Here is a 19,487-nt window from a genome sequence, read left to right as displayed (position 1 = left end):
CGGCCTCATCGTCGTTATTCAGGTGAGATAAGATAATTCGGACCATCTTACAGCTGACTCAAAAAAGTCAACGTAAAAGTGCTTCCTTTACCTAATTCAGAATAAGCTTTTAATTCAATATCTAATGCATCAGCTAGTTTTTTTGCTATTGATAATCCTAATCCATGGCCTTTATCGCTTCGAGAAGAGTCCACTTTGTAGAACCTTTCAAAGATATTTTTTAATTTAGTTTGTTCAATACCGATACCATGGTCTTGTATACTTATGCTCTTTTGATCTGGGTCTAATTTTATTGTTATCTCTTTTTGATTTGATGAGTATTTTATTGCGTTTTCAATGAAAATTTTGAGGATTAAAGAGAGATATTCGTTAGAGCTGTTCACTGTAAAACTTTTTCCTTGTATATCTATATTGAATTCGTTCAATTCTAATTTAAAAAGGTTCAAAGTTTCTTCTACTACATTTTTAACATCTATAATTTCCTTTTTAATTTGGTAATCGTTCTTAGTGAGAAGCAGAAGTTTATCAACTAGATCCCTTAAATATTCACTTGATGACTCTATACTGTTCAACGATTCTTCCATAATTTTGGGATCGGTTTTCCCCCATCTTTTAAGCATTTTAATGTAACCATTTATAGAAGTTAAAGGTGTTCTTAGCTCATGTGAAACATCAGATACAAATTGATTTTGTATTTCAAAAGCATTTTCAATTCTATCCAACATAGAATTTAATTTTTGTGCGAAGATATCGAATTCTTGTGATTTTTGTTCTGATATCCTCTTATCTATGGTATTGGCATCTATTTCAGATATTTGTTCTGCCATTTTGACTACTGGTTTTAGTGTGCTTTTTGCTAAAAAATAAGATACCAATAGTGATATAAAAAGACCAGTCGTTATTATGACAAAAACGGCTTTTTCAAAGTTTCTCAAAAGAGCTGTTAGCTCAAGAGATGGTCCGCCGACTATTAAAAGAGATGAACCAAATATAGGAACACCTGCAAAGATGTAGTACATTCCATCAGATTCATAAAGATACGGTAACCTAGGAATTTTGAAATTCTCCTTTATCAAACCATAAGGGTCTGAAATCAACTGTCCGTCTAGAATGACGATCCTGTTTGATAATAAACTTCTTCTCAATACACTTGAATCTTGCATAATTTGGTAAAGCAAATCTAGAGGTTCCTGAGGATTGTTAGCATTTCCCCTATTCAGTCCACTTACATTCAATTGTGCAATATACATGTCGTTGTAACTTTGAAGTGTGAATTGTACAAAAACGATCCTCACTATGCCAACAATTGTCAATACTATACTCATAGTAATGGCTGTAAAAACTATTGTTTGTCTAAAAATTGCACTATGTTTTACTTTCTTTCTCCCTAATAACGTAACCAACACCTCGCACAGTTTCTATATTTTGTGTGGAATCTTTCAATTTTTTTCTTAAATAATTGATGTATACTTCAACTAAGTTGTTGTTCTCTTCATCGTAGTATCCCCAAATCTCTTCTAAGATTTTTTCTTTTGAGACAACTATATTTTTATTGATAGCCAGTAACTTTAGTATGTTAAATTCCGTGAGGCTCAAATGAACATTTTTTTTGTTTACAAGAACTTCCATGTTTTGAGGATAAATCTCAATGTCTCCTACTTTTATTAGTTCTTTAGTTTTCCCCATTCTTTTTAACAAAGCCTCTATTCTTGCCAATATTTCTTCTATTTCAAAAGGTTTAACTACATAATCATCGGCATTTTTTAAACCTTTAACCTTGCTTTCCAACTCTCCTTTGGCTGTGATCATTATTATTCCAATATCACTGTCATAGTCTCTAATTGCCTCAGCAACTTCAAATCCATCTCTTATAGGCAACATTATATCCAATAATATTATATCAGGCTTAAAATTTTCATAGAATTTTAAAGCCTCATCTCCATCTTTTGCTATTTTTACGTTGTAGCCGACGTGAGTTAATTCCAACTCTAAAAGTCTTGAGATTGCTTTATCATCTTCTACCACTAGAATTCTAAACATTTGTAATCCTCCCCAAAATTAAAATTAATGTCTTTAAAAACTTTAATAGTGCCCCTAGTTAAAATTCAATTGATAAACTGATAGTGTGTAAGCTTTGATGGTATAAGTACGAAAGCAAAACACTGCTTTGTTGAAAAGTGAAAGTGTACTGAGATCCGAAATTAAGATATATAGATGCTTGATCTTCTTTACTTATTGAGAGACCAAATCCTGGATATAAAGAGAATTCAGAGGTTTGTTTTTCTCCAATGCTATAAATTTTTGCAGCCACTAAATCGTAGCTTAATTCGTTTATATCTACTAAAATACTATTTAGATCTTCTATCTGACTGTTCACCTGAAGTATACCGTATAAAGCAAAATTATTGAAATCTTCGTAATCGTCGAGTAGAAAAGATACATTTATGAGATTTTCTTGATTTTTCAGTATAGCTCCAATGCTTACATTATCATTCAAGGTTGTTTTATAGGTAAATTTAAAGTTGTTATTGAAGTTGGAAGAGATTTTAAAGTAAGACTTGTTGAACTGCAAAGAAATACTGGATATAATCTCGTTAGAATCAAATTGATAACTTACTCCTATCGTAGTTTCTAGATTTGAGACATTGTTTGCTTTTTCATATACTGTTAGGTTTTCTAGATTAAACTTAGAAGTAACTAAAACAATATACTCCCCATCTTTTTCTACCAAATAATAATTATTAATATTTTCTTTAAACTTAACATCTGCTTGATTTACATCAGAGTTCTCATAAAATTCGACTTTTTCTAGATCCGTAAGAATTGAAAAGTTTGATTCTAAAAATCCGATAGCATCCTTGCTTGCAAGTGGAAAGTCGCCATAGCTTTTTTCTAAACCGATTAAATAATCATAGAGTTTTTTTGAGATTTTATGTGAAGATGAATAGGTGATTATTTTGTTATCTCCTGCGTTAGTATCAAGGAAATTGAAAAAATTTAAAATTTGAGATGACAATTCGTCCTTACCAAACACAATTATACTATTAAAGTTAGAGTCTGGGACCTTTCTAACTCTTTGGTTTAAAAGCATCAGAATATTTGATATTTTTGTTATTTCCAGATTTTTGAAGTTAATCTCTGTTGCATTTTGTACAGATCCTTGAATTATTAAATCAAAATCTCCCACTAAATATAAATTATTTCCTACTTTTTTGTATTCATAATCGGTAGAATATAAGAGAATATCTAAAGCGCTTTCTAAATCTAAAGTATTTATTTCTTTCGTAATTTTTCCTGAAGTATTTGCCTTTGTTAAAATAATACTTCCACTAACTTCCTCAAGTTTTTCTAGTGCCTCTTCAAGCGGTGTTTCGTTAAAACTTAAGTGAATATTTGAAAAGTAAAAAGAGGCTGAAACGACGACAATAATTAATAGCAGTACTTTTTTCAACTTTTAACCACCTTTTTTATTTTATCTATCTATATTTAGTGAGTAATTATCAACTTTAATTATCGCATTGGGATCAGTACCCTTACTTGTAACAATCTCTATAAGAATTTTATCCACTCCTAATTCAGTAACTAATTTCTCTGTCAATTCATCAGTTTGTTCAGGTAATAGTAATTGGTTGGATTTTAAGATAATTTCGTTTCCTACCTGATTGTTGGTAACAGAATTCCATTTTCTCATGTAGATATCATAGTTAACAGATGAGTTACCAGTATTTTCTATTTCAAAATTGATTGTTATGTTGTTATAAAAGTCGCTTAAAATATTGTTCTCTTCAATGTATACTTTTGATTCTGAGTTATATACATTATCTCCAAAATCTATTGTCAATGGAATATTGATTTTACTCTGAATCGTTGTTGTTCCATCGTTACTTTCTCCAATTAGAGTTAAGTTAGTGTAATATTCACCGGTTAATTCGACTAAATTTGATCTTCGATAATCTGCTATTAGCTTTGTTTCCATTCTTTGGTATTTGGTTATTGATAATTCCTTAGGTGTTATAGATAAATATTTATCGTTTGTTTTTCTATTATAAGGGTTTTGTTCGTCACCTTCCGATTCAAAATCCAAAAAAACGCTCATATCTAAAAAATCATTATTAACTACATCCACAAATAATTCTATAGGATTGGTTATATACTCCCTAGGGCTCATTTCTTTAGGTATTTTTATATAAATTTGATTTGGATCTGAATTTACGTTAACTACGTTCCTTTCTTTGTTCACGTCCTCTGATATTTTGAATTCTTTCTCATAAACGTATTTTTCTTGAAAATAATCTTTATATCCGTAGTATACCTCTGCTCTAATCTTGTATTCTTCGGGAGCTAAATATTTTTCAATAAAAATATTACCCTCTTTGTTAGTATGAGGCAAAAGATTTATAGATTGGTCTTTAAAAAGGAATTTTTGAAAGATCAATTGTTCGTTATTTAATTTATACAAAGAAAAAGTTCCCCAAACTTCAACTTCCAAATCGCTATTGTTGTATAGTTGTAATGGGAAATAGGTACCTAATTTATCTTTGCTTGAAAGGAATGGGGTATCACAATACATATTTACAGAAATTTGCATATTCGAAGTATTTATATCTACAACTTTTATAATAATTGGAAGGGTAGTTTTAGAAACTTCTGGCTTGACTGGTAAATTATCCCCAGCTGTTACAGAAAAAGCAAGAACATGTGTACCTAGTGAGGTTTTAGAACCTTTAACTAAAAAATCAACTTTTTTTGTTTCGAATGGGAACAAGCTAATTTCACTTGGATAAGACACGTCAAAAAGGGAATTCTCTGAAAGCGAACTAATGTGTATATTAATTTTACTCTCGGAATCGTTAGTGAAGTAAAATGACACAACGTTTTCTTTGTTGTCTAATAACTCTACAGACTTGAACAATGAATCAACGTTTAAAGAAAACAACAAGTTAAAGATGGCCAAAGATATAAAAATTAGAACTATTTTTCGCAAAAGAAATTCTCCTCTCCTAATTTTATTTATTTATCTCTATATTATATCACTTAAATATGATAAGATATTTTGGAATGACAAAAAATAATCAATATTAAAAGGAGTGAATATGTAGTGGAAGTTTCTTCTTTTATGGATTCAACCTTTTTTTCGCTGGTGATTTTTCCCATTATAATTTTTGCCATGAGGCTTTGTGATGTAAGTTTGATGACTATAAGGATCATATTTATCTCGAAAGGTATCAAGTTTTGGGCATCGGTATTAGGATTTTTTGAAGTATCTATATGGCTTATAGCTATTTCACAAGTTATGAATAATTTGGATAACCCTATTTATGCAATAGCCTACGCCTTGGGATTTGCTACTGGAAATTATCTAGGAACGGTTTTGGAAGAGAAAATAGCTATTGGAACAAATTTAGTGCGAGTGATAACCAATAAAGAAGCTCAACCTTTAGTAGATTATTTGAATAAAGAGGGTTTTGGAGTAACTAGTATAGATGCGAAAGGATCTAAAGGACCTGTGAAAATTATATACAGCGTGGTTAGGAGGAAAGATTTAAAAAAGATTATAGACATAGTTAATGAATTCAATCCAAATGCATTTTACTCAATTGAAGAGGTTCGTGGAGTGAACAAGGGGATTTTTCCAGCGCAAAACGTTAATTTCGAATTTAGAAATAGATTCACTAGAAAAGGAAAATGACTGATAAAAGTAGAGTTTGGATAAAGGCATCAGAAGTGTAGTATTTTTATGGTATAATTATAATGTAAATTTTTAAGTTGTTAGTTGTTTTTAAATTATCGTTTGAAGGAGGGATATTGGTATGACTTTAAAAATTTCCTCACCAGTTTTTAAAAATAACGATTATATTCCAAGCACTTACACCTGCGAGGGTAGAAATATCAACCCCACTTTGTTAATCGAAGGAATCCCAGAAAAAGCAAAATCTTTGGCGTTGATAATGGATGACCCAGATGCTCCGATGGGGACCTTCGTGCATTGGGTGGCATGGAACGTTGAATTAGTTGATGAGATTCCTGAAAGGATCCCAAAAGAATATTCAATAACTCATCCTCTTACATTAAATCAAGGGAAGAACAGTGCTCAGCAAACTGGATACATGGGTCCTTGCCCTCCTGTTGGGCATGGGGTTCATCATTACCACTTTAAACTTTACGCATTAGATACAACTTTAGATTTACCTCAAAACACCACAAAAGAAGATTTATTGAAAGCTATGGAAGGGCATATAATAGAAAAAGCTGAAATTGTAGGATTGTATAAAAGAGATTGATTTTTAGAAATTTTTAGCAATTCCTAAAGATACTATTTCAAAAAAAATAATCAGGAGGCGAAAGATGGATTTAAATCTCGATGTTGTACAGTTAGATATTCCCGAAGATACGAATATAATAGTGGGGCAATCGCATTTCATAAAAACCGTCGAAGATATCTATGAAAGTATAGTTACAACGAATCCTTCTTTAAAATTTGGCTTAGCTTTCAACGAAGCGTCTGGTCCACGCCTTGTAAGATACGATGGGAACGATGATGAGTTGATTAAAGTAGCTATCGATAACGCTCAAAAGATAGGAGCAGGTCATTGCTTTGTGTTAATTATTAAAAACGGGTTCCCAATAAACATAAAAAATCAACTATTGAATGTGCAAGAAGTACTCAATATTTTTGCTGCCACAGCAAACCCTTTACAAATAATTGTAGCTGAAAGTGATCAGGGAAGAGGTATATTAGGAGTAATAGACGGATATCCCCCGTTAGATGTAGAAAAAGAAAGCGACAAAGAAAAAAGAAAGACCTTCTTGCGAGAAGTAACAAAATACAAAAGATGGTAAGATCACAATATATTCTATTCATAACTAGGGAGAAAATATGTGGATATTTTTTACAATTTTAGCTTTATTAATATTATATTTACTTTTTTTCTGGATAATTCCTTTTTCGTTGAAGGGTGCAATCTTTGATCCAAGTAGAAAAAGAGACGTTAAAAAAATGGTTGACATAGCAGAAATAAAGGGGGACGAGATATCGGTAGATTTAGGATCGGGAGATGGCCGTGTTGTTATAGCCTTTGCTGAAAAAGGTGCACAAGCTCATGGTTTTGAGATAAATCCTTTTTTAGTTTTGATTTCAAGGATAAATATTAGAAGAGCCGGGCTAAAAGGAAAGGCATTCATTCATTGGAAAAACTTTTGGAAAGCGGATTTATCTAAATTCGATATTATAACAGTTTTTCAAGTGGATTTTGCGATGAATGAATTAGAAAACAAGTTAAAAAAAGAACTCAAGCCGGGTGCAAAAGTAATTTCAAATCAATGGACTTTCCCGAAATGGAAATATTCAAAATATGAAAATGGTATCTATGTTTATGATTCAAGTGAATTGCCAATAAAATAAAGGATGGTTTTATGGATCTAAATCATGAAGAAAAAGAAAGGGCTCTAGATTTTAGACTTCTTTTTTCAGTTATACTAAATTTTGGAATAACTATAACAGAGATATTAGGTGGAATCTTTTCTAATAGTTTAGCTTTATTATCCGATGCCATACATAATCTTAACGATACTACCGCAATTCTTATAAGTTATATAGCAAGAGTTTTGTCAAAAAAGAAACGAGACTCAAAAAGGACATACGGCTATAAAAGGGTGGAGACACTTGCCGCTTTTGTAAATACAGAAATATTAATGGTTATTGCTGTTTATTTACTTATTGAAGGTATAAATAAATTATCAAATCCATCGATCATACAAGGTAACATTATGTTAATAGTTGCTTTCATTGGTTTAGCAGGTAATTTAGCAACTGCATATTTACTGCATTCTGGTTCAAAAACAAATCTAAATGTCAGAGCTACTTTTGTTCATATCCTTAGTGATACCTTTTCGTCTATATTCGTTATCATTGGGGCATTTTTGATCATTTATCAAAAACTTTATATCGTTGATGCTATATTCACTCTTATGATAAGCGGGTATATATTTGTAGAAAGTGTACCACTACTTAAGAACACTGTAAATATATTACTACAAGGAACTCCAACGGATATTGAAATTGAAAAAATAAAAGCAAAATTGGAGAAGTTTGATTTCGTAAAAGATGTTCACCATATCCACATTTGGACAACCGACGGAAAAGACAAATACATGGAAGCTCATATAAGACTTCAAGAAAGTTTGGACCAAAATAATTATGATTTAGATAATTGCATAGATAAATTAAACAAAGTTTTAAAAGAAGATTTTGAAATCGATCATACTACTTTGCAATTTGAAAAAAATAGATGTTTGGAAGGAGAAAAAGTCACATGAGTGTCTTAAAAATTAGAGGGGGGAATATGCATGAGAATAAAACTAGGTGATGTTTTTACCGAACCGTTTAAAATAGTCGGTAAAAATCCAATCATTCTCATACCAGTCTTTATAGGGATTATACTTACTTTACTTTTCGATGCTATAAGATTTATAGGACCCATTGCTAATTTTTTATCTTCTATTGTTATAGGTATAAGTACAATGTTCTTAATCGCTTGGATCGCTATATTATTTGATCAATATAAAAAAGGGGAAAAAATTGATCTTAAAAATAGTTTCTCTCAAGTTAATCAACTTCTATTAGATATAATCGTGCTTTCTATTGTGGTAGGTTTTCTTATATCTCTTGGAACTTTAGCTTATGTTATCCCGGGTTTAATATTAGCCCTTTTCTTAATTTTTTCTCCGTCTGCATTGGTGGTTGACAAGCTTTCGGTTACCGATTCTCTAAAAAGGAGTTTTTCTTTCGTTTTTAACGGAGAAAACTTCTTACAAATATTTCTGCTTTTACTTGTTATTTTTCTTTTGGGAATGATACCTGTTGTTGGACTTTACTTATCAATTATTTTAGAATTTATTCTTTTACCTTACATTTATGTAGAATATTCAAAATAGTTGACTGTTGGTTGTGTGGCAAAGGGTTTCTAAATCAAATGTTAAAGTTTCTATAGGCAATATAAAACAAATAGTTGGAGGTGTTTTCTTTGAATGAAAAAAAGGCTCTTGGTATATTAGAATATTCTTTATCTAAGGAATTAGAAGGAATGCAATTTTACGAATCAAAAGCAAAAACAGTAAAAATTAAACAAGTTAAGGAAACCTTTGAAGATTTAAGCAGCATGGAGAAAGGTCACGCAGATTATATAAGTAGCCTAATAAAAGATGTAAAAAGTCATGATTATGGACATTTCTCACAACCCACTGATGTGGGCAAATCTTTTTCCAAAAGAGCTACCCAAGAAATAGCTTACCAGGGTGATTTTACAGCAGTAAAATCCGATATTCCTGTATTAAGAATGGCGTATCTTATCGAAGAAGATTTCATGAATTTCTATAACAAAGCTGCTGAAAGTGTTGAAGATGAAGAGTTGAAAAAGATATTGAATCATCTAGCAGAATGGGAAAAAGAACATAGAGATAGAATTTATACGCTCTATCAAAAATTATCCAAAGATTATTGGGAACATATGGATGTAGAACCATTGTATTAAAAAAAGTTGAAAGATAAGGGATGCAACTTGCATCCCTTTTTTAGAATTTGGAGGAAGCTATTATGAAATTTGTTCATACTGCGGATTGGCATCTTGGAAAGATAATATATTCCAACTATATGACTTTGGATCAAAAATATATTTTAGATAACTTTTTGGCATATTTATCCAAAACTCCACCGGATGTATTATTGATAGCAGGAGATTTATACGATAGAGGCATTCCTCCATCAGAGGCAGTTAATCTACTGAACGAAGTACTCTCCAAAATTGTACTCGGATTAAAAATTCCCACACTCATAATCTCAGGAAATCACGATAGCGATGAGAGACTTGAGTTCTTGAATGGTATACTCTCTAATATGAATCTTCATATCGAAGGTACTTTGAAAAAAGAAGTTAAAAAAATCACCTTTAATGACGAGTATGGTCCCGTTAATTTTTTTATGCTTCCATACGTTGATTCTCAAAAAGCCGGTGATATATTCGAGACAAATTTTGAGGATAAAACCCAGCTTTTAAAGCACTACTTAGACAGTATCGATTTGGATGAAGATGAAAGGAACGTATTAATAGCCCACGAATACATAAAGGGTGGATTGAATAGTGAATCCGAAAGACCTCTGACAATTGGAGGAAGTGAATATGTGGATCCAGATATCTTTGAAAAATTTGATTACGTTGCCCTTGGACATCTTCACAGACCTCAAAAGATCAAAAATATTTATTATTCCGGTTCTCTTTTAAAGTACTCCTTCAGTGAAGCAGACCATATAAAAGGAATGAACTTAGTAGAAATGAAAGAAAAGGGAAATATAAAAGTTGAAAAATTGAGCTTTAAGACCGCTAAAGATATGAAAATAATAAGAGGATCATTTGATGACATAATGAAAATGGAGAGTTCAGAAGATTATCTTCAAATCATATTAGAAAACACCAAACCCGTTTATGACGCTATAAACAAATTGAGAGCAAAATTCCCAAATGTTCTATCCCTTGATTTCCCCAATTTAAAAACAAACGATGAAATAAAAACAAGGGATTATAATATAAGGAAAATATCGCCAGTGGATCTTTTCAAATTGTTTTACCAAGAAGTCAAAAACCAAGAACTCTCTTTTGAAGAAAAACAGATAGTGACAAGCATTTTCAACGGGCTACAAAAAACAAGCGGTGATGATATATGAAACCAATAAAATTAAAATTCCAGGCATTTGGACCTTTTTTGGAAGAGCAAGAAATAGATTTTAACAAATTAAGAAACGATACTTTATTCTTAATTACAGGTCCAACAGGTGCAGGAAAAACTACTATTTTCGACGCTATCTGTTATGCCTTATACGGAAATGGTTCGATGGATGAAAGAGGAGATGCGATAGCCAGGTCTCATTTTGCAGATGAAAACACCGACACATACGTGGAATTTGAATTTCAATTTAAAGATAAAATAATCGAAGTCTCAAGAACCCCTTCTTACGAAAGATCCAAAAAAGATGGTGAGGGTACCACAAAGCAAAACAGTCAAGCTAGTATAAAAATATATCAAAATGGTGAATTGATATTACACGAAACTGGGGTTAAAAAAGTAAATAGTAAGGTAGAAGAATATTTAGGCCTTAACTATGAACAATTCAAGCAAATAGTGATGATTCCCCAAGGAGAATTCAGAAAGTTTATAACAGCCAATTCAAATGAAAGAGCGGAGATCTTTAAGAAGATATTTGACATAAGTATATATGAGCGCTTCGAACAAAAAATAGACGAGATTTTTAAAAATATAGAAAAAGGATTAAAAGAACAACAACAAAAAGTCAGAAACATATTAGAAACAATAAACCTTGAATCAGAAGAATACAAACAATTGTTGAAAGAAGAAAATATCGATCCTGAAAATCTAATCGATCAATTAACAAAGGAAATTAAGAAAAGGGAAACTTCAAAAGAAGAAACCGAAAAACAAAAATCTCAAAAACAAGACAAACTGCAAAAACTAAATACAAATCTTGAAAAGATAAAAAAAACCAATGAACTAATCGAAAAGAAAGAGACCCTTAAAAAAGAGATTGAAGAACTCCAACAAAATTCCAAGTATATCCAAGAAAGAGAAGAACTCCTTAACAGGTTAAAAAAGGCAAAAGAGATACTTCCATACGAAGAAAGATACGTAGAGTATTTGAAAGAATTAAACGATAAAAAGAACCAACTCAAAGATCAACAAGATATATTAGATAAAAGTATGGAAGAAAAGCAACGAATAGACGAAAAATTACCAGAAATTGAAAAGCAATATCAAAAGATATCCGCAGTTGAAAAAGAAATTGAAGATCTCAATCAAAAATTAGATAAATACGTTGAGTACAAAAACTTAATAAAAGAATACAATACCAAAAAGAAACTCTTGGATGAAAAGGTTAAAGAAAGCCAAGAAAAGGACAAGGAACTTTCGGAAACTCAAGGAAAATTGGAACAAAATGAAAAATATATATCAGAAAACGAAGATATAAACGTTGAAATACTTAAAAACGAAATTAGTACAACTGAAAAATTATTAAATGCAGCCAACGAATTATCCAAAAACTACTCAGAATTGGCACTCTTACACAAAGATTATAAAAAAGTAAAGAAGCAAAAAGAAGAAATAGAGATAGAAATCCAGAACTTAAGGGAAGAACAAAATAAAAAGACTACCGATTTTATAAAATCACATGCATATCATCTTGCAACTACTTTAAAAGAAGGAGAACCGTGTCCCGTTTGTGGATCTCTTGTTCACCCTTCTCCTGCCAAAAGTAGTGGAAAATTAATAACAGAAAAAGAACTAGAGGAAATCAATCAAAAATTAAATGAAAAAGAGAAAGAAAAGGCAATGATACTAAGAAATTACGAAGATGTATCAAACAAATATTCACAAGAGGTATCTTTATTTAAATCGGAATACAAAAGAATCTGTGAAGAACTACAAATCCCCCAAGAAAGCGAGTATATATACACTCATATACAAAATTTAATAAAAATACTCGAAGATAGATTAAACCAACAAAAACAAGAATATGGCCAAAAAATAAAAATATACAATAAAGTCAAATCCCTAAAAAACGATAATAAAAAGATCAAAGAAGAAATTAAAGAGCTAGAAGAACCAAGAGAAAATTTGAGAAAAATTATTGATGAATCGAGATCAAAAATTATAGAACTAGAAACTAAAATCACAAATCTCAAAGAACAATTAGAGAACAAAACTGAAAATGAAATAAAAAGCGAGATACAAGAAAAAAGAAAATTTATCCATAATATCAAAACTACTTACGAACAAAAAAGAGAAGAAGCTAACAGAATCTCAGAAATAATAAACTCTTCAAAAGGAACAATAAAAACATTAACCGAAGACATAACTAAATTAGACGACCAAGTAAAAAATGCTGAACAAAAATTCGATCAAATGGTAGGAAAAATGGGATTTAAGAACCAACAAGAATATCAAAGAATAAAAGAACAAATTAACTTAATAGAAAGTTTAGAAGATGAAGTTCAAAAATATAAAGAAGAATTAAAGAATAAGCAGACTCTTCTCATCGATTTAGAAGAATCCACTAAAAACCTAAAAAAAACTGATGAAACTCCTATAGCAAATGAAATAGATCAATTACAAAAGGAAATTGAAGAATTAATCAAAAATGAAACAAATTTAGAATATGAAATAAAGCATCTTAAAGGCACAAAAACTAATTTAGAAACTGTCATAAAAGAGATAGAAAAACAAGAAAAAGAATACTCAATTATAAAGAACTTAAGAGATGTCAGTAAAGGTGACAACAACACAAGAATCAGCCTTAGTAAATATGTACTAGCATATTATTTTGAAGAAATATTAGCTCAGGCGAATCTAAGATTAAACAAATTAACAGATGGGAGATATCATTTGCATAGATCTTCTAAAGTACTTGATGCAAGAAAGAGCGAAGGTTTAGAAATCATGGTTTTTGATATCTACACTGGAAAAGAAAGAGAAATAAAAACACTTTCAGGAGGAGAAAGTTTTAAAGCTGCACTAGCTCTTGCTTTAGGATTAGCCGATGTGGTGCAAAGCGAAGCTGGTGGTATTTCTTTAGATACGATTTTCATAGACGAAGGATTCGGCAGCCTTGATACAAACTCTCTTGATAGTGCAATTGAAGTATTAACAGAGCTAAACAGCTCTGGAAGAATGGTGGGTATAATATCTCATGTAAGTGAATTGAAAGAAAGAATTAAATCAAAAATCGAGGTAATACCAGGAAAAACTGGTAGCTACATAAAGTTTTGAAAAAAACGCCCTTTAACTTTAAAGGGCGTCTAAGATTTCTAACTTGCATAAGATATGCTTCTTTTTTCTCTAATTACGGTTACTTTGATTACACCAGGATATTGAACCTTTTCCTCTATTTGAACAGATATATCGTGTGCCAATTTTTCTGCGATTTCATCTTCAACTTTATCTGGTTGAACTATTATTCTCAATTCTCTTCCTGCTTGTATTGCATAAGCTTTATCAACGTATCTGAATGATTTTGCGATCTCCTCAAGTTGCTCGATTCTTCGAATGTAATTTTCCAGAGTTTCTTTACGTGCACCAGGTCTGGATGCCGATAACGCATCACTTGCAGCAACTAAAACAGCTTCGGGTGTCATTGGGTCAACTTCGTTATGGTGATACTGTATCGCGTTAACTACTTCTAATTTTTCTCCGTATCTCTTAGCAATTTGCCCTCCAACAATAGCATGTGATCCTTCAACTTCATGATCAACAGCTTTTCCTAAATCATGGAATAAAGCCGCTCTTTTAGCTAGTTCAACATTCAATCCTAATTCGCTTGCCATCATTCCAGCAAATTGTGATACTTCTATTGAATGCTCTAACACATCTTGTCCATAACTGGTTCTAAATTTTAATCTACCTAGAAGTTTGATTATTTCAATGTTCGGCTGTTTTATACCTACTCGCATTACCGCTTCTTTTCCTACTTCTTTTATGTATTCTTGGATTTCATTTTTTGATTTCTCATAGAGCTCTTCTATTCTAGCAGGATGTATTCTTCCATCGGCTACAAGCATTTCAAGTGTTCTTTTTGCTATTTCTCTTCGTAATGGGTTGAACGATGAGATTACAACTATCTCTGGGGTATCATCAATTATCAAATCGGTACCTGTGAGTTTTTCAAAAGTTCTGATGTTTCTTCCCTCTCTACCTATTATTCTTCCTTTCATGTCATCTGTGGGCAAAGCTACGGTTGAGGTTGTTATTTCGTTGGTGACATCTGATGCATATCTTTGAATAGCAGTAGTGATAACCCATCTGGCGTATTTTTTTGATTCTTCTTCGTAATGATCTTTTATTTCTTTGAACTTTTGGGCAATTTCTCTTTCATATTTATCCCTTGCTTCGTTTATTACTACTTGACGTGCTTCTTCTTCGGTCATTTTTGCAATTTCATTTAATTTAGTTTCTAATTCTTTCTCCAATTTCAAGACGTTTTCATGCTGGACTTCCAATTTTTCTTTTAGTTTTTCTAAATTCTCTTCTTTTTTTGCTAAGCTTTCTTCTTTTCTAATTAATCTCTCTTCATTGGCTTTAAGTTCTTCTCTTTGTTGCTTTGCTTCTGAATCAAATTCTTGCCTGAGCCTATGTATCTCTTCTTTTGCCTCAAGTAATTCTTTTTGTTTTAATGCCTTAGCTTCTTCTTCTGCATTTTTTAACATCTTTTCTATTTCTTTTTGTTTGTTTTTTATTTCAACTTCCAATTCTTCTTTTTTGGTTGCTAGTGTGGAGATCATCCTTCTATTTCCAATATTAATTCCAACAAGCAGAGATAAGATAAATATAGCTATGCCTATAATTATATATACCAGAATTTCCAATTTTAATCACCTCTTAAGTCTTCAATAACACAGTTTATAATGTCTGGCTCAAAACCTCTTCTATACAAGTAAGCTTTAGTTTTGAGAGTGTCTTGTGTTTTTTCATAATAATTTTTTGCCAATTCTAAAGCAATTGTATTTATATCTACTTCGCTTTTTACTTTTTCGAGAGCCTCGAGAATTAATCTTTCATCTACTCCCAACCGTTTTAATTCATACTGTATAAACATGGGACCTTTATTGTCTAAAGTTAACTTGTCATATGCATATAAATATGCAAAAAGTTTATCATCTATCAAACCGCTCTTCTTGCATTTTTCTACTACTTTAGCAATAACTTCTTCATCAAAGCCTTTTTCTTTTAGACGGCTTAAGAGCTCTTTTTCTGACCTGGCACGGTACTTTATTAAATTCAACGCAGATTTTTCGGCTGCTTTCTCATCTTTTGGATCAATTTTCTTGTAATTCTTCACTTTTTACTTTTTTCCCTTTTGATGAATTAGACTCGAACTTTTCTATCAAATAATCTGGAATAATTAAATTGTGTTTCTTACGAATCGTATATTCTAAATAATCAAGTATGTCAGGATTTTCTATGAGATAACTAACTGAATTGGTTTTACCCTGTCCTAAACTAATTTCTTCACCATTTTCGTTGATAAAAGAGAACCAAGCACCTTTTCTTTGAATTAATTCTTCCTCTACCGCTATGTTAAAGATGTCATTTTCTTTTGGGATACCTCGTCCAAAGATCATGTCTACATTTGCTTGTTTAAATGGCGGCGCAACTTTATTTTTTACGACTTTTAAGGTTGTTTCATTCCCTATCTGATCTTTTCCTTCTCTTATTGGATTGCCCTTTCTTACTTCTACCCTTATAGTAGCATAAAATTTTAGTGCAATTCCTCCAGTGGTAGTTTCTGGGTTACCATACACTACCCCTATTTTCATCCTTACCTGGTTTATAAATATTACTATAGATTTGGATTTGTTTATACTTCCAGCTAGTTTTCTTAGAGCTTGAGACATCAACCTTGCCTGAAGTCCCATGTGAGAATCTCCCATAGCTCCTTCTATTTCTGCTTTCGGTACCAAAGCTGCTACAGAGTCTACTACAATTAGGTCTACTATGTTAGATCTTACCAGCGAGTCTACAATTTCAAGAGCTTGTTCACCATAATCCGGTTGAGAAACTATCAATTTGTCGACATCTACACCTAACTTTCTTGCATATTCAACATCTAAAGCATGTTCGGCATCAACAAAAGCCACTATCCCATTCAATTTTTGAACTTCTGCTAAGGAATGAAGAGCGAGAGTAGTTTTACCTGATGATTCGTTTCCGTATATTTCTATAATTCTTCCTCTTGGATATCCACCAACTCCTAAAGCTATATCCAGCGATAAACATCCACTTGGGACAACGGCTAGATTGCTATTATCCAATCCCTTACCCATTAACATGACTGATCCTGTTCCATGATTTTTTTCTAACTCTTTAACAAGCTTTTCTAACAATTCTTCTTTATTTGCGTCTTTAGAATCATTTTTAGCCATTAATGATGACGCCTCCTTCAAAGTCGATAGTGTAAAGTTTTTTATATATTGGACCTTTTCTTGTGAGTTCAGAAGAGTATATTCCGATAGAATTTACGTATACTTGGATTTGATCAAAAGTGACAGAATTAATTAGTTCTTTCCAGTGGTTAGGGAACGATTTAACTCTTCCGACTGTAATATGAGGTAAAAAATTGGTATCTTTAACCTCTAATTCTGAAATCTTTAGTACCTTCTTTATTTCTTCGTACAAACCGATTAAGGTATTGTCTTCTTCTATTCCCAGCCATAAGACCTTTGGCTGAGAATCATTTTCAAAGAAGCCCATCTTGTGGATATTAAAATGAAAAGTGGGAAATCCGGATACTCTTTCGCCAATTTTGTAAGCTAATTGAGCTATCTTTTCCATCTTTTGATCCCCAAGGAAAAACAAGGTTAAATGGACATTTTTTGCATTTGTCCAATTTGCTTTAAATCCCATCCTTTGAAACCTTTCGATTAAATCAGTCAACAACCCTTCTAATTTTTCATTAGTTTCGATGGCGATGAAGGATCTTAATTTGTCGGTATTGTGGTTATTTACATTTTTTAGCTGTGTCATATACTAGGACTCCTTTCTTTTTTAGAATTGTTTGGCGGTTTTGACAGTATAATTAACTCCCGATAATAGACTGATTATAACGGTCAAATAGATCAAAGTAGTAATTAGAAAATTCCATAGCATCAAATATATTACAATAATTAAAGCGATTTCTAAGACGGTTTTTAGTTTACCAAACTTATCAGCAGGGACAACGATGTTTTTATTTGCAGCTGCCATCCTTAAACCGCTGACAAAGGTGTCTCTTGATACAATTATTGCAACAAACCAAGCAGGCAAAACCCCAACGCCTAACATCGCAATAAAAACCGAGTTTATAAGTATTTTGTCAGATATTTGATCAAAAAATTTGCCGATATCGGTAACCTGACCAGTCTTTCTGGCGACATAACCGTCTAACCAATCGGTTAAGGAAGCTATAATAAACAAAACCAAGGCTGCGGTATAAAACTGTTCTCCAAAGACAGTTAGGATGAATATTGGAATGGCTAATATTATCCTAGAAAAACTCAATAAATTTGGTATGTTCATTCAACTATTGCTCCTTCCAGATCATATTCGTATGAACCAGTAATTGTCACCTTGACAAAATTCCCAAAAGTTAGTTCTTTGTCACCAAAATTTTTTATATATACATTCCCATCAATCTCTGGAGCGTCTAAATAGCTTCTTCCAACATAAACGTTGTCTTCTTTTTCTTCCAAAAGAACTTCTAAAGTTTCACCTATATATTTTTCCATGATGTTTTTAGAAATTTCACTTTGAACAGTCATTAGTTCATTTTGCCTTTGTTTTTTTATTTGTTCATCAATTTGTTCTGGTAATGTGAATGACTTGGTGTTTTCTTCTTTTGAGAACTTAAAACTGCCCATTCTTTCAAATTTTATCTCTTTTACAAAATCTACTAATTCTTCAAAATCCTCAGTTTTTTCTCCAGGGAATCCTACCATTAACGTGGTTCTTATGACGGAAGGTTCTTTTCTGATTTTCTCAAATAGTTTAATTAATTCATTTCTTTTTTTATGTCTACCCATACTTTGCAAAATTTTATCAGAGATATGTTGAATTGGAACATCGAAATAGTTTAATACTTTTTCATTTCTATGTATGCTTTCTATAATGTCTTCACTTAAGAAATCCGGATGTAAGTACATCACCCTGATCCAAAATTTTCCTTTTATAGTGTTAAGTTTGTCTAGTAAATCTGGTAGTGCCTGCTTTTGGTAATTGTCTATGCCGTACAAGGTATTGTCTTGGGATACGAGAATGATTTCTTTTACACCTTTGGATACCAAAAATTCAACTTCTTCGTTTATTTCTTCGATACTTCTACTTTTTGGTTTCCCTTTGAAGGTGGGTATAGAGCAAAAGGCACAATTTCTACTACATCCGTCCCCAATTTTTACGTATGCGTAATGTGAGTCTGGAATCGCTCTAATTTTACAATCGTACAAAGTTTCAGGAATCTCCCTTTTAAAAAAATATTCTCCATTTTCAATTTTTTCAACTATGGTTTTTGGAGATAACACACCGTATAATCCATCAATCTCAGGGATGTCTTTAAGAATATCGTCGAAATATCTTTGAGTTAGACAACCTATTGGTATAACTTTTAGGTTTTTGTTATTATCTTTTAAGGAGGCATATTCAAATATAGCTTCGATGCTTTCTTTTTTAGCTTCTTCGATGAACCCACATGTATCTATGAATATATAATCAGCAATTTGAGGATTACTCACGTATTTATACCCCTTGCTTTGGAGCAACCCTTTGAATATTTCCATATCTGCATCATTTTTTGGACACCCTAATTTTACGATGTGAAACTTTTTCATTTGTTTCCTCCGATGATTTCATTATAATATATTGCTTTTAAAATCTAATTATATAGCGCCCCTTCGCCC

At 31.7% G+C, this 19,487-nt stretch carries 19 protein-coding genes; 9 read left to right on the top strand and 10 right to left on the bottom strand.

The genetic code is table 11. The features are described 5' to 3' along the window. Nucleotides 1-47: 47 nt before the first annotated feature. Genes X926_RS05305 through X926_RS05290 form a run of 4 tightly spaced genes read right to left on the bottom strand, consistent with a single transcriptional unit; the run spans nt 48 to nt 4,984 of the window. Entirely contained in the window at nt 48-1,403 is a 1,356-nt protein-coding gene (locus X926_RS05305) for a cell wall metabolism sensor histidine kinase WalK (protein WP_103065309.1), read from the bottom strand. Then, nucleotides 1,366-2,040 carry a response regulator transcription factor gene (locus X926_RS05300; RefSeq protein WP_012207951.1) on the bottom strand — a complete coding sequence of 225 codons (675 nt, stop codon included), beginning with the start codon at nt 2,038-2,040 and terminating at the stop codon, nt 1,366-1,368. The genes X926_RS05305 and X926_RS05300 overlap by 38 nt, the downstream gene beginning before the upstream one ends. 58 nt (nt 2,041-2,098) lie before the next feature. Continuing rightward, complete coding sequence (locus X926_RS05295) at nt 2,099-3,451, bottom strand: hypothetical protein (protein ID WP_103065308.1); 1,353 nt, start codon at nt 3,449-3,451, stop codon at nt 2,099-2,101. Nucleotides 3,452-3,472: 21 nt separating this feature from the next. Then, nucleotides 3,473-4,984, bottom strand: coding sequence for a hypothetical protein (locus tag X926_RS05290; protein WP_103065307.1), 1,512 nt, complete (start codon nt 4,982-4,984; stop codon nt 3,473-3,475). Nucleotides 4,985-5,098: 114 nt separating this feature from the next. Here X926_RS05290 and X926_RS05285 point away from each other — a divergent pair, with 114 nt between their 5' ends. The 9 genes from X926_RS05285 to X926_RS05245 all read left to right on the top strand — a co-directional run bounded on the left by X926_RS05285 (nt 5,099) and on the right by X926_RS05245 (nt 13,833). Then, on the top strand, nt 5,099-5,689 hold the full coding sequence (locus X926_RS05285; RefSeq protein WP_103065306.1) for a DUF2179 domain-containing protein: 591 nt from the start codon (nt 5,099-5,101) through the stop codon (nt 5,687-5,689). Nucleotides 5,690-5,810: 121 nt separating this feature from the next. Beyond that, the gene (locus X926_RS05280; protein WP_103065305.1) at nt 5,811-6,281 is read left to right on the top strand and encodes a YbhB/YbcL family Raf kinase inhibitor-like protein; all 471 of its coding nucleotides are present in this window, start codon (nt 5,811-5,813) and stop codon (nt 6,279-6,281) included. Nucleotides 6,282-6,345: 64 nt separating this feature from the next. After that, nucleotides 6,346-6,840 carry an adenosine-specific kinase gene (locus tag X926_RS05275; protein ID WP_012207946.1) on the top strand — a complete coding sequence of 165 codons (495 nt, stop codon included), beginning with the start codon at nt 6,346-6,348 and terminating at the stop codon, nt 6,838-6,840. A 37-nt stretch (nt 6,841-6,877) separates the two neighbouring features. Then, nucleotides 6,878-7,402, top strand: coding sequence for a class I SAM-dependent methyltransferase (locus tag X926_RS05270; protein ID WP_012207945.1), 525 nt, complete (start codon nt 6,878-6,880; stop codon nt 7,400-7,402). 11 nt (nt 7,403-7,413) lie between these two features. After that, on the top strand, nt 7,414-8,316 hold the full coding sequence (locus X926_RS05265) for a cation diffusion facilitator family transporter (RefSeq protein WP_012207944.1): 903 nt from the start codon (nt 7,414-7,416) through the stop codon (nt 8,314-8,316). A gap of 30 nt (nt 8,317-8,346) precedes the next feature. Then, nucleotides 8,347-8,934, top strand: a complete 588-nt coding sequence (locus X926_RS05260) for a hypothetical protein (RefSeq protein WP_012207943.1) — start codon at nt 8,347-8,349, stop codon at nt 8,932-8,934. Between the two features lie 89 nt (nt 8,935-9,023). Further along, entirely contained in the window at nt 9,024-9,530 is a 507-nt protein-coding gene (locus X926_RS05255) for a ferritin family protein (RefSeq protein ID WP_012207942.1), read from the top strand. 62 nt (nt 9,531-9,592) lie between these two features. Then, on the top strand, nt 9,593-10,717 hold the full coding sequence (locus tag X926_RS05250; protein ID WP_012207941.1) for an exonuclease SbcCD subunit D: 1,125 nt from the start codon (nt 9,593-9,595) through the stop codon (nt 10,715-10,717). Further along, entirely contained in the window at nt 10,714-13,833 is a 3,120-nt protein-coding gene (locus X926_RS05245) for an AAA family ATPase (protein ID WP_103065304.1), read from the top strand. The genes X926_RS05250 and X926_RS05245 overlap by 4 nt, the downstream gene beginning before the upstream one ends. A gap of 38 nt (nt 13,834-13,871) precedes the next feature. Here X926_RS05245 and rny read toward each other — a convergent pair whose 3' ends face one another. From rny to rimO, 6 genes are read right to left on the bottom strand one after another with little or no spacing between them, the layout of a single operon-like run. Continuing rightward, nucleotides 13,872-15,419, bottom strand: coding sequence for a ribonuclease Y (rny, locus tag X926_RS05240; protein WP_369973679.1), 1,548 nt, complete (start codon nt 15,417-15,419; stop codon nt 13,872-13,874). Between the two features lie 8 nt (nt 15,420-15,427). Continuing rightward, nucleotides 15,428-15,898 (bottom strand): regulatory protein RecX, encoded by a 471-nt coding sequence (locus X926_RS05235; RefSeq protein ID WP_103065302.1) that lies wholly within the window; start codon nt 15,896-15,898, stop codon nt 15,428-15,430. Beyond that, a complete protein-coding gene (gene recA / locus X926_RS05230; protein ID WP_103065301.1) occupies nt 15,876-16,982 on the bottom strand; it encodes a recombinase RecA in 1,107 nt (368 codons plus the stop codon). Before recA ends, X926_RS05235 begins: the two co-directional genes overlap by 23 nt. After that, nucleotides 16,975-17,583 (bottom strand): RNA 2',3'-cyclic phosphodiesterase, encoded by a 609-nt coding sequence (gene thpR, locus X926_RS05225; protein ID WP_012207936.1) that lies wholly within the window; start codon nt 17,581-17,583, stop codon nt 16,975-16,977. The genes recA and thpR overlap by 8 nt, the downstream gene beginning before the upstream one ends. Before the next feature lie 21 nt (nt 17,584-17,604). Next, nucleotides 17,605-18,114, bottom strand: coding sequence for a CDP-diacylglycerol--glycerol-3-phosphate 3-phosphatidyltransferase (pgsA, locus tag X926_RS05220; RefSeq protein ID WP_103065300.1), 510 nt, complete (start codon nt 18,112-18,114; stop codon nt 17,605-17,607). Beyond that, nucleotides 18,111-19,418: a 30S ribosomal protein S12 methylthiotransferase RimO gene (gene rimO / locus X926_RS05215; protein ID WP_103065299.1), complete on the bottom strand. Its 1,308-nt coding sequence runs from the start codon at nt 19,416-19,418 to the stop codon at nt 18,111-18,113. Before rimO ends, pgsA begins: the two co-directional genes overlap by 4 nt. Nucleotides 19,419-19,487 lie beyond the last annotated feature (69 nt).

The organism is Petrotoga sp. HWHPT.55.6.3 (assembly GCF_002895495.1).
In the GTDB taxonomy this organism is placed as follows: domain Bacteria; phylum Thermotogota; class Thermotogae; order Petrotogales; family Petrotogaceae; genus Petrotoga; species Petrotoga mobilis.
This window is presented reverse-complemented; position numbering and strand designations above follow the sequence as displayed.

Bases quoted from the DNA above. Each gene is read 5' to 3' on its own strand.
- X926_RS05265 (WP_012207944.1), top strand. From the start codon at position 7,414: ATGGATCTAAATCATGAAGAAAAAGAAAGGGCTCTAGATTTTAGACTT.
- X926_RS05300 (WP_012207951.1), bottom strand. From the start codon at position 2,040: ATGTTTAGAATTCTAGTGGTAGAAGATGATAAAGCAATCTCAAGACTT.
- rimO (WP_103065299.1), bottom strand. From the start codon at position 19,418: ATGAAAAAGTTTCACATCGTAAAATTAGGGTGTCCAAAAAATGATGCA.
- thpR (WP_012207936.1), bottom strand. From the start codon at position 17,583: ATGACACAGCTAAAAAATGTAAATAACCACAATACCGACAAATTAAGA.
- X926_RS05250 (WP_012207941.1), top strand. From the start codon at position 9,593: ATGAAATTTGTTCATACTGCGGATTGGCATCTTGGAAAGATAATATAT.
- recA (WP_103065301.1), bottom strand. From the start codon at position 16,982: ATGGCTAAAAATGATTCTAAAGACGCAAATAAAGAAGAATTGTTAGAA.
- X926_RS05280 (WP_103065305.1), top strand. From the start codon at position 5,811: ATGACTTTAAAAATTTCCTCACCAGTTTTTAAAAATAACGATTATATT.
- X926_RS05260 (WP_012207943.1), top strand. From the start codon at position 8,347: ATGAGAATAAAACTAGGTGATGTTTTTACCGAACCGTTTAAAATAGTC.
- X926_RS05270 (WP_012207945.1), top strand. From the start codon at position 6,878: ATGTGGATATTTTTTACAATTTTAGCTTTATTAATATTATATTTACTT.
- X926_RS05245 (WP_103065304.1), top strand. From the start codon at position 10,714: ATGAAACCAATAAAATTAAAATTCCAGGCATTTGGACCTTTTTTGGAA.
- pgsA (WP_103065300.1), bottom strand. From the start codon at position 18,114: ATGAACATACCAAATTTATTGAGTTTTTCTAGGATAATATTAGCCATT.
- X926_RS05275 (WP_012207946.1), top strand. From the start codon at position 6,346: ATGGATTTAAATCTCGATGTTGTACAGTTAGATATTCCCGAAGATACG.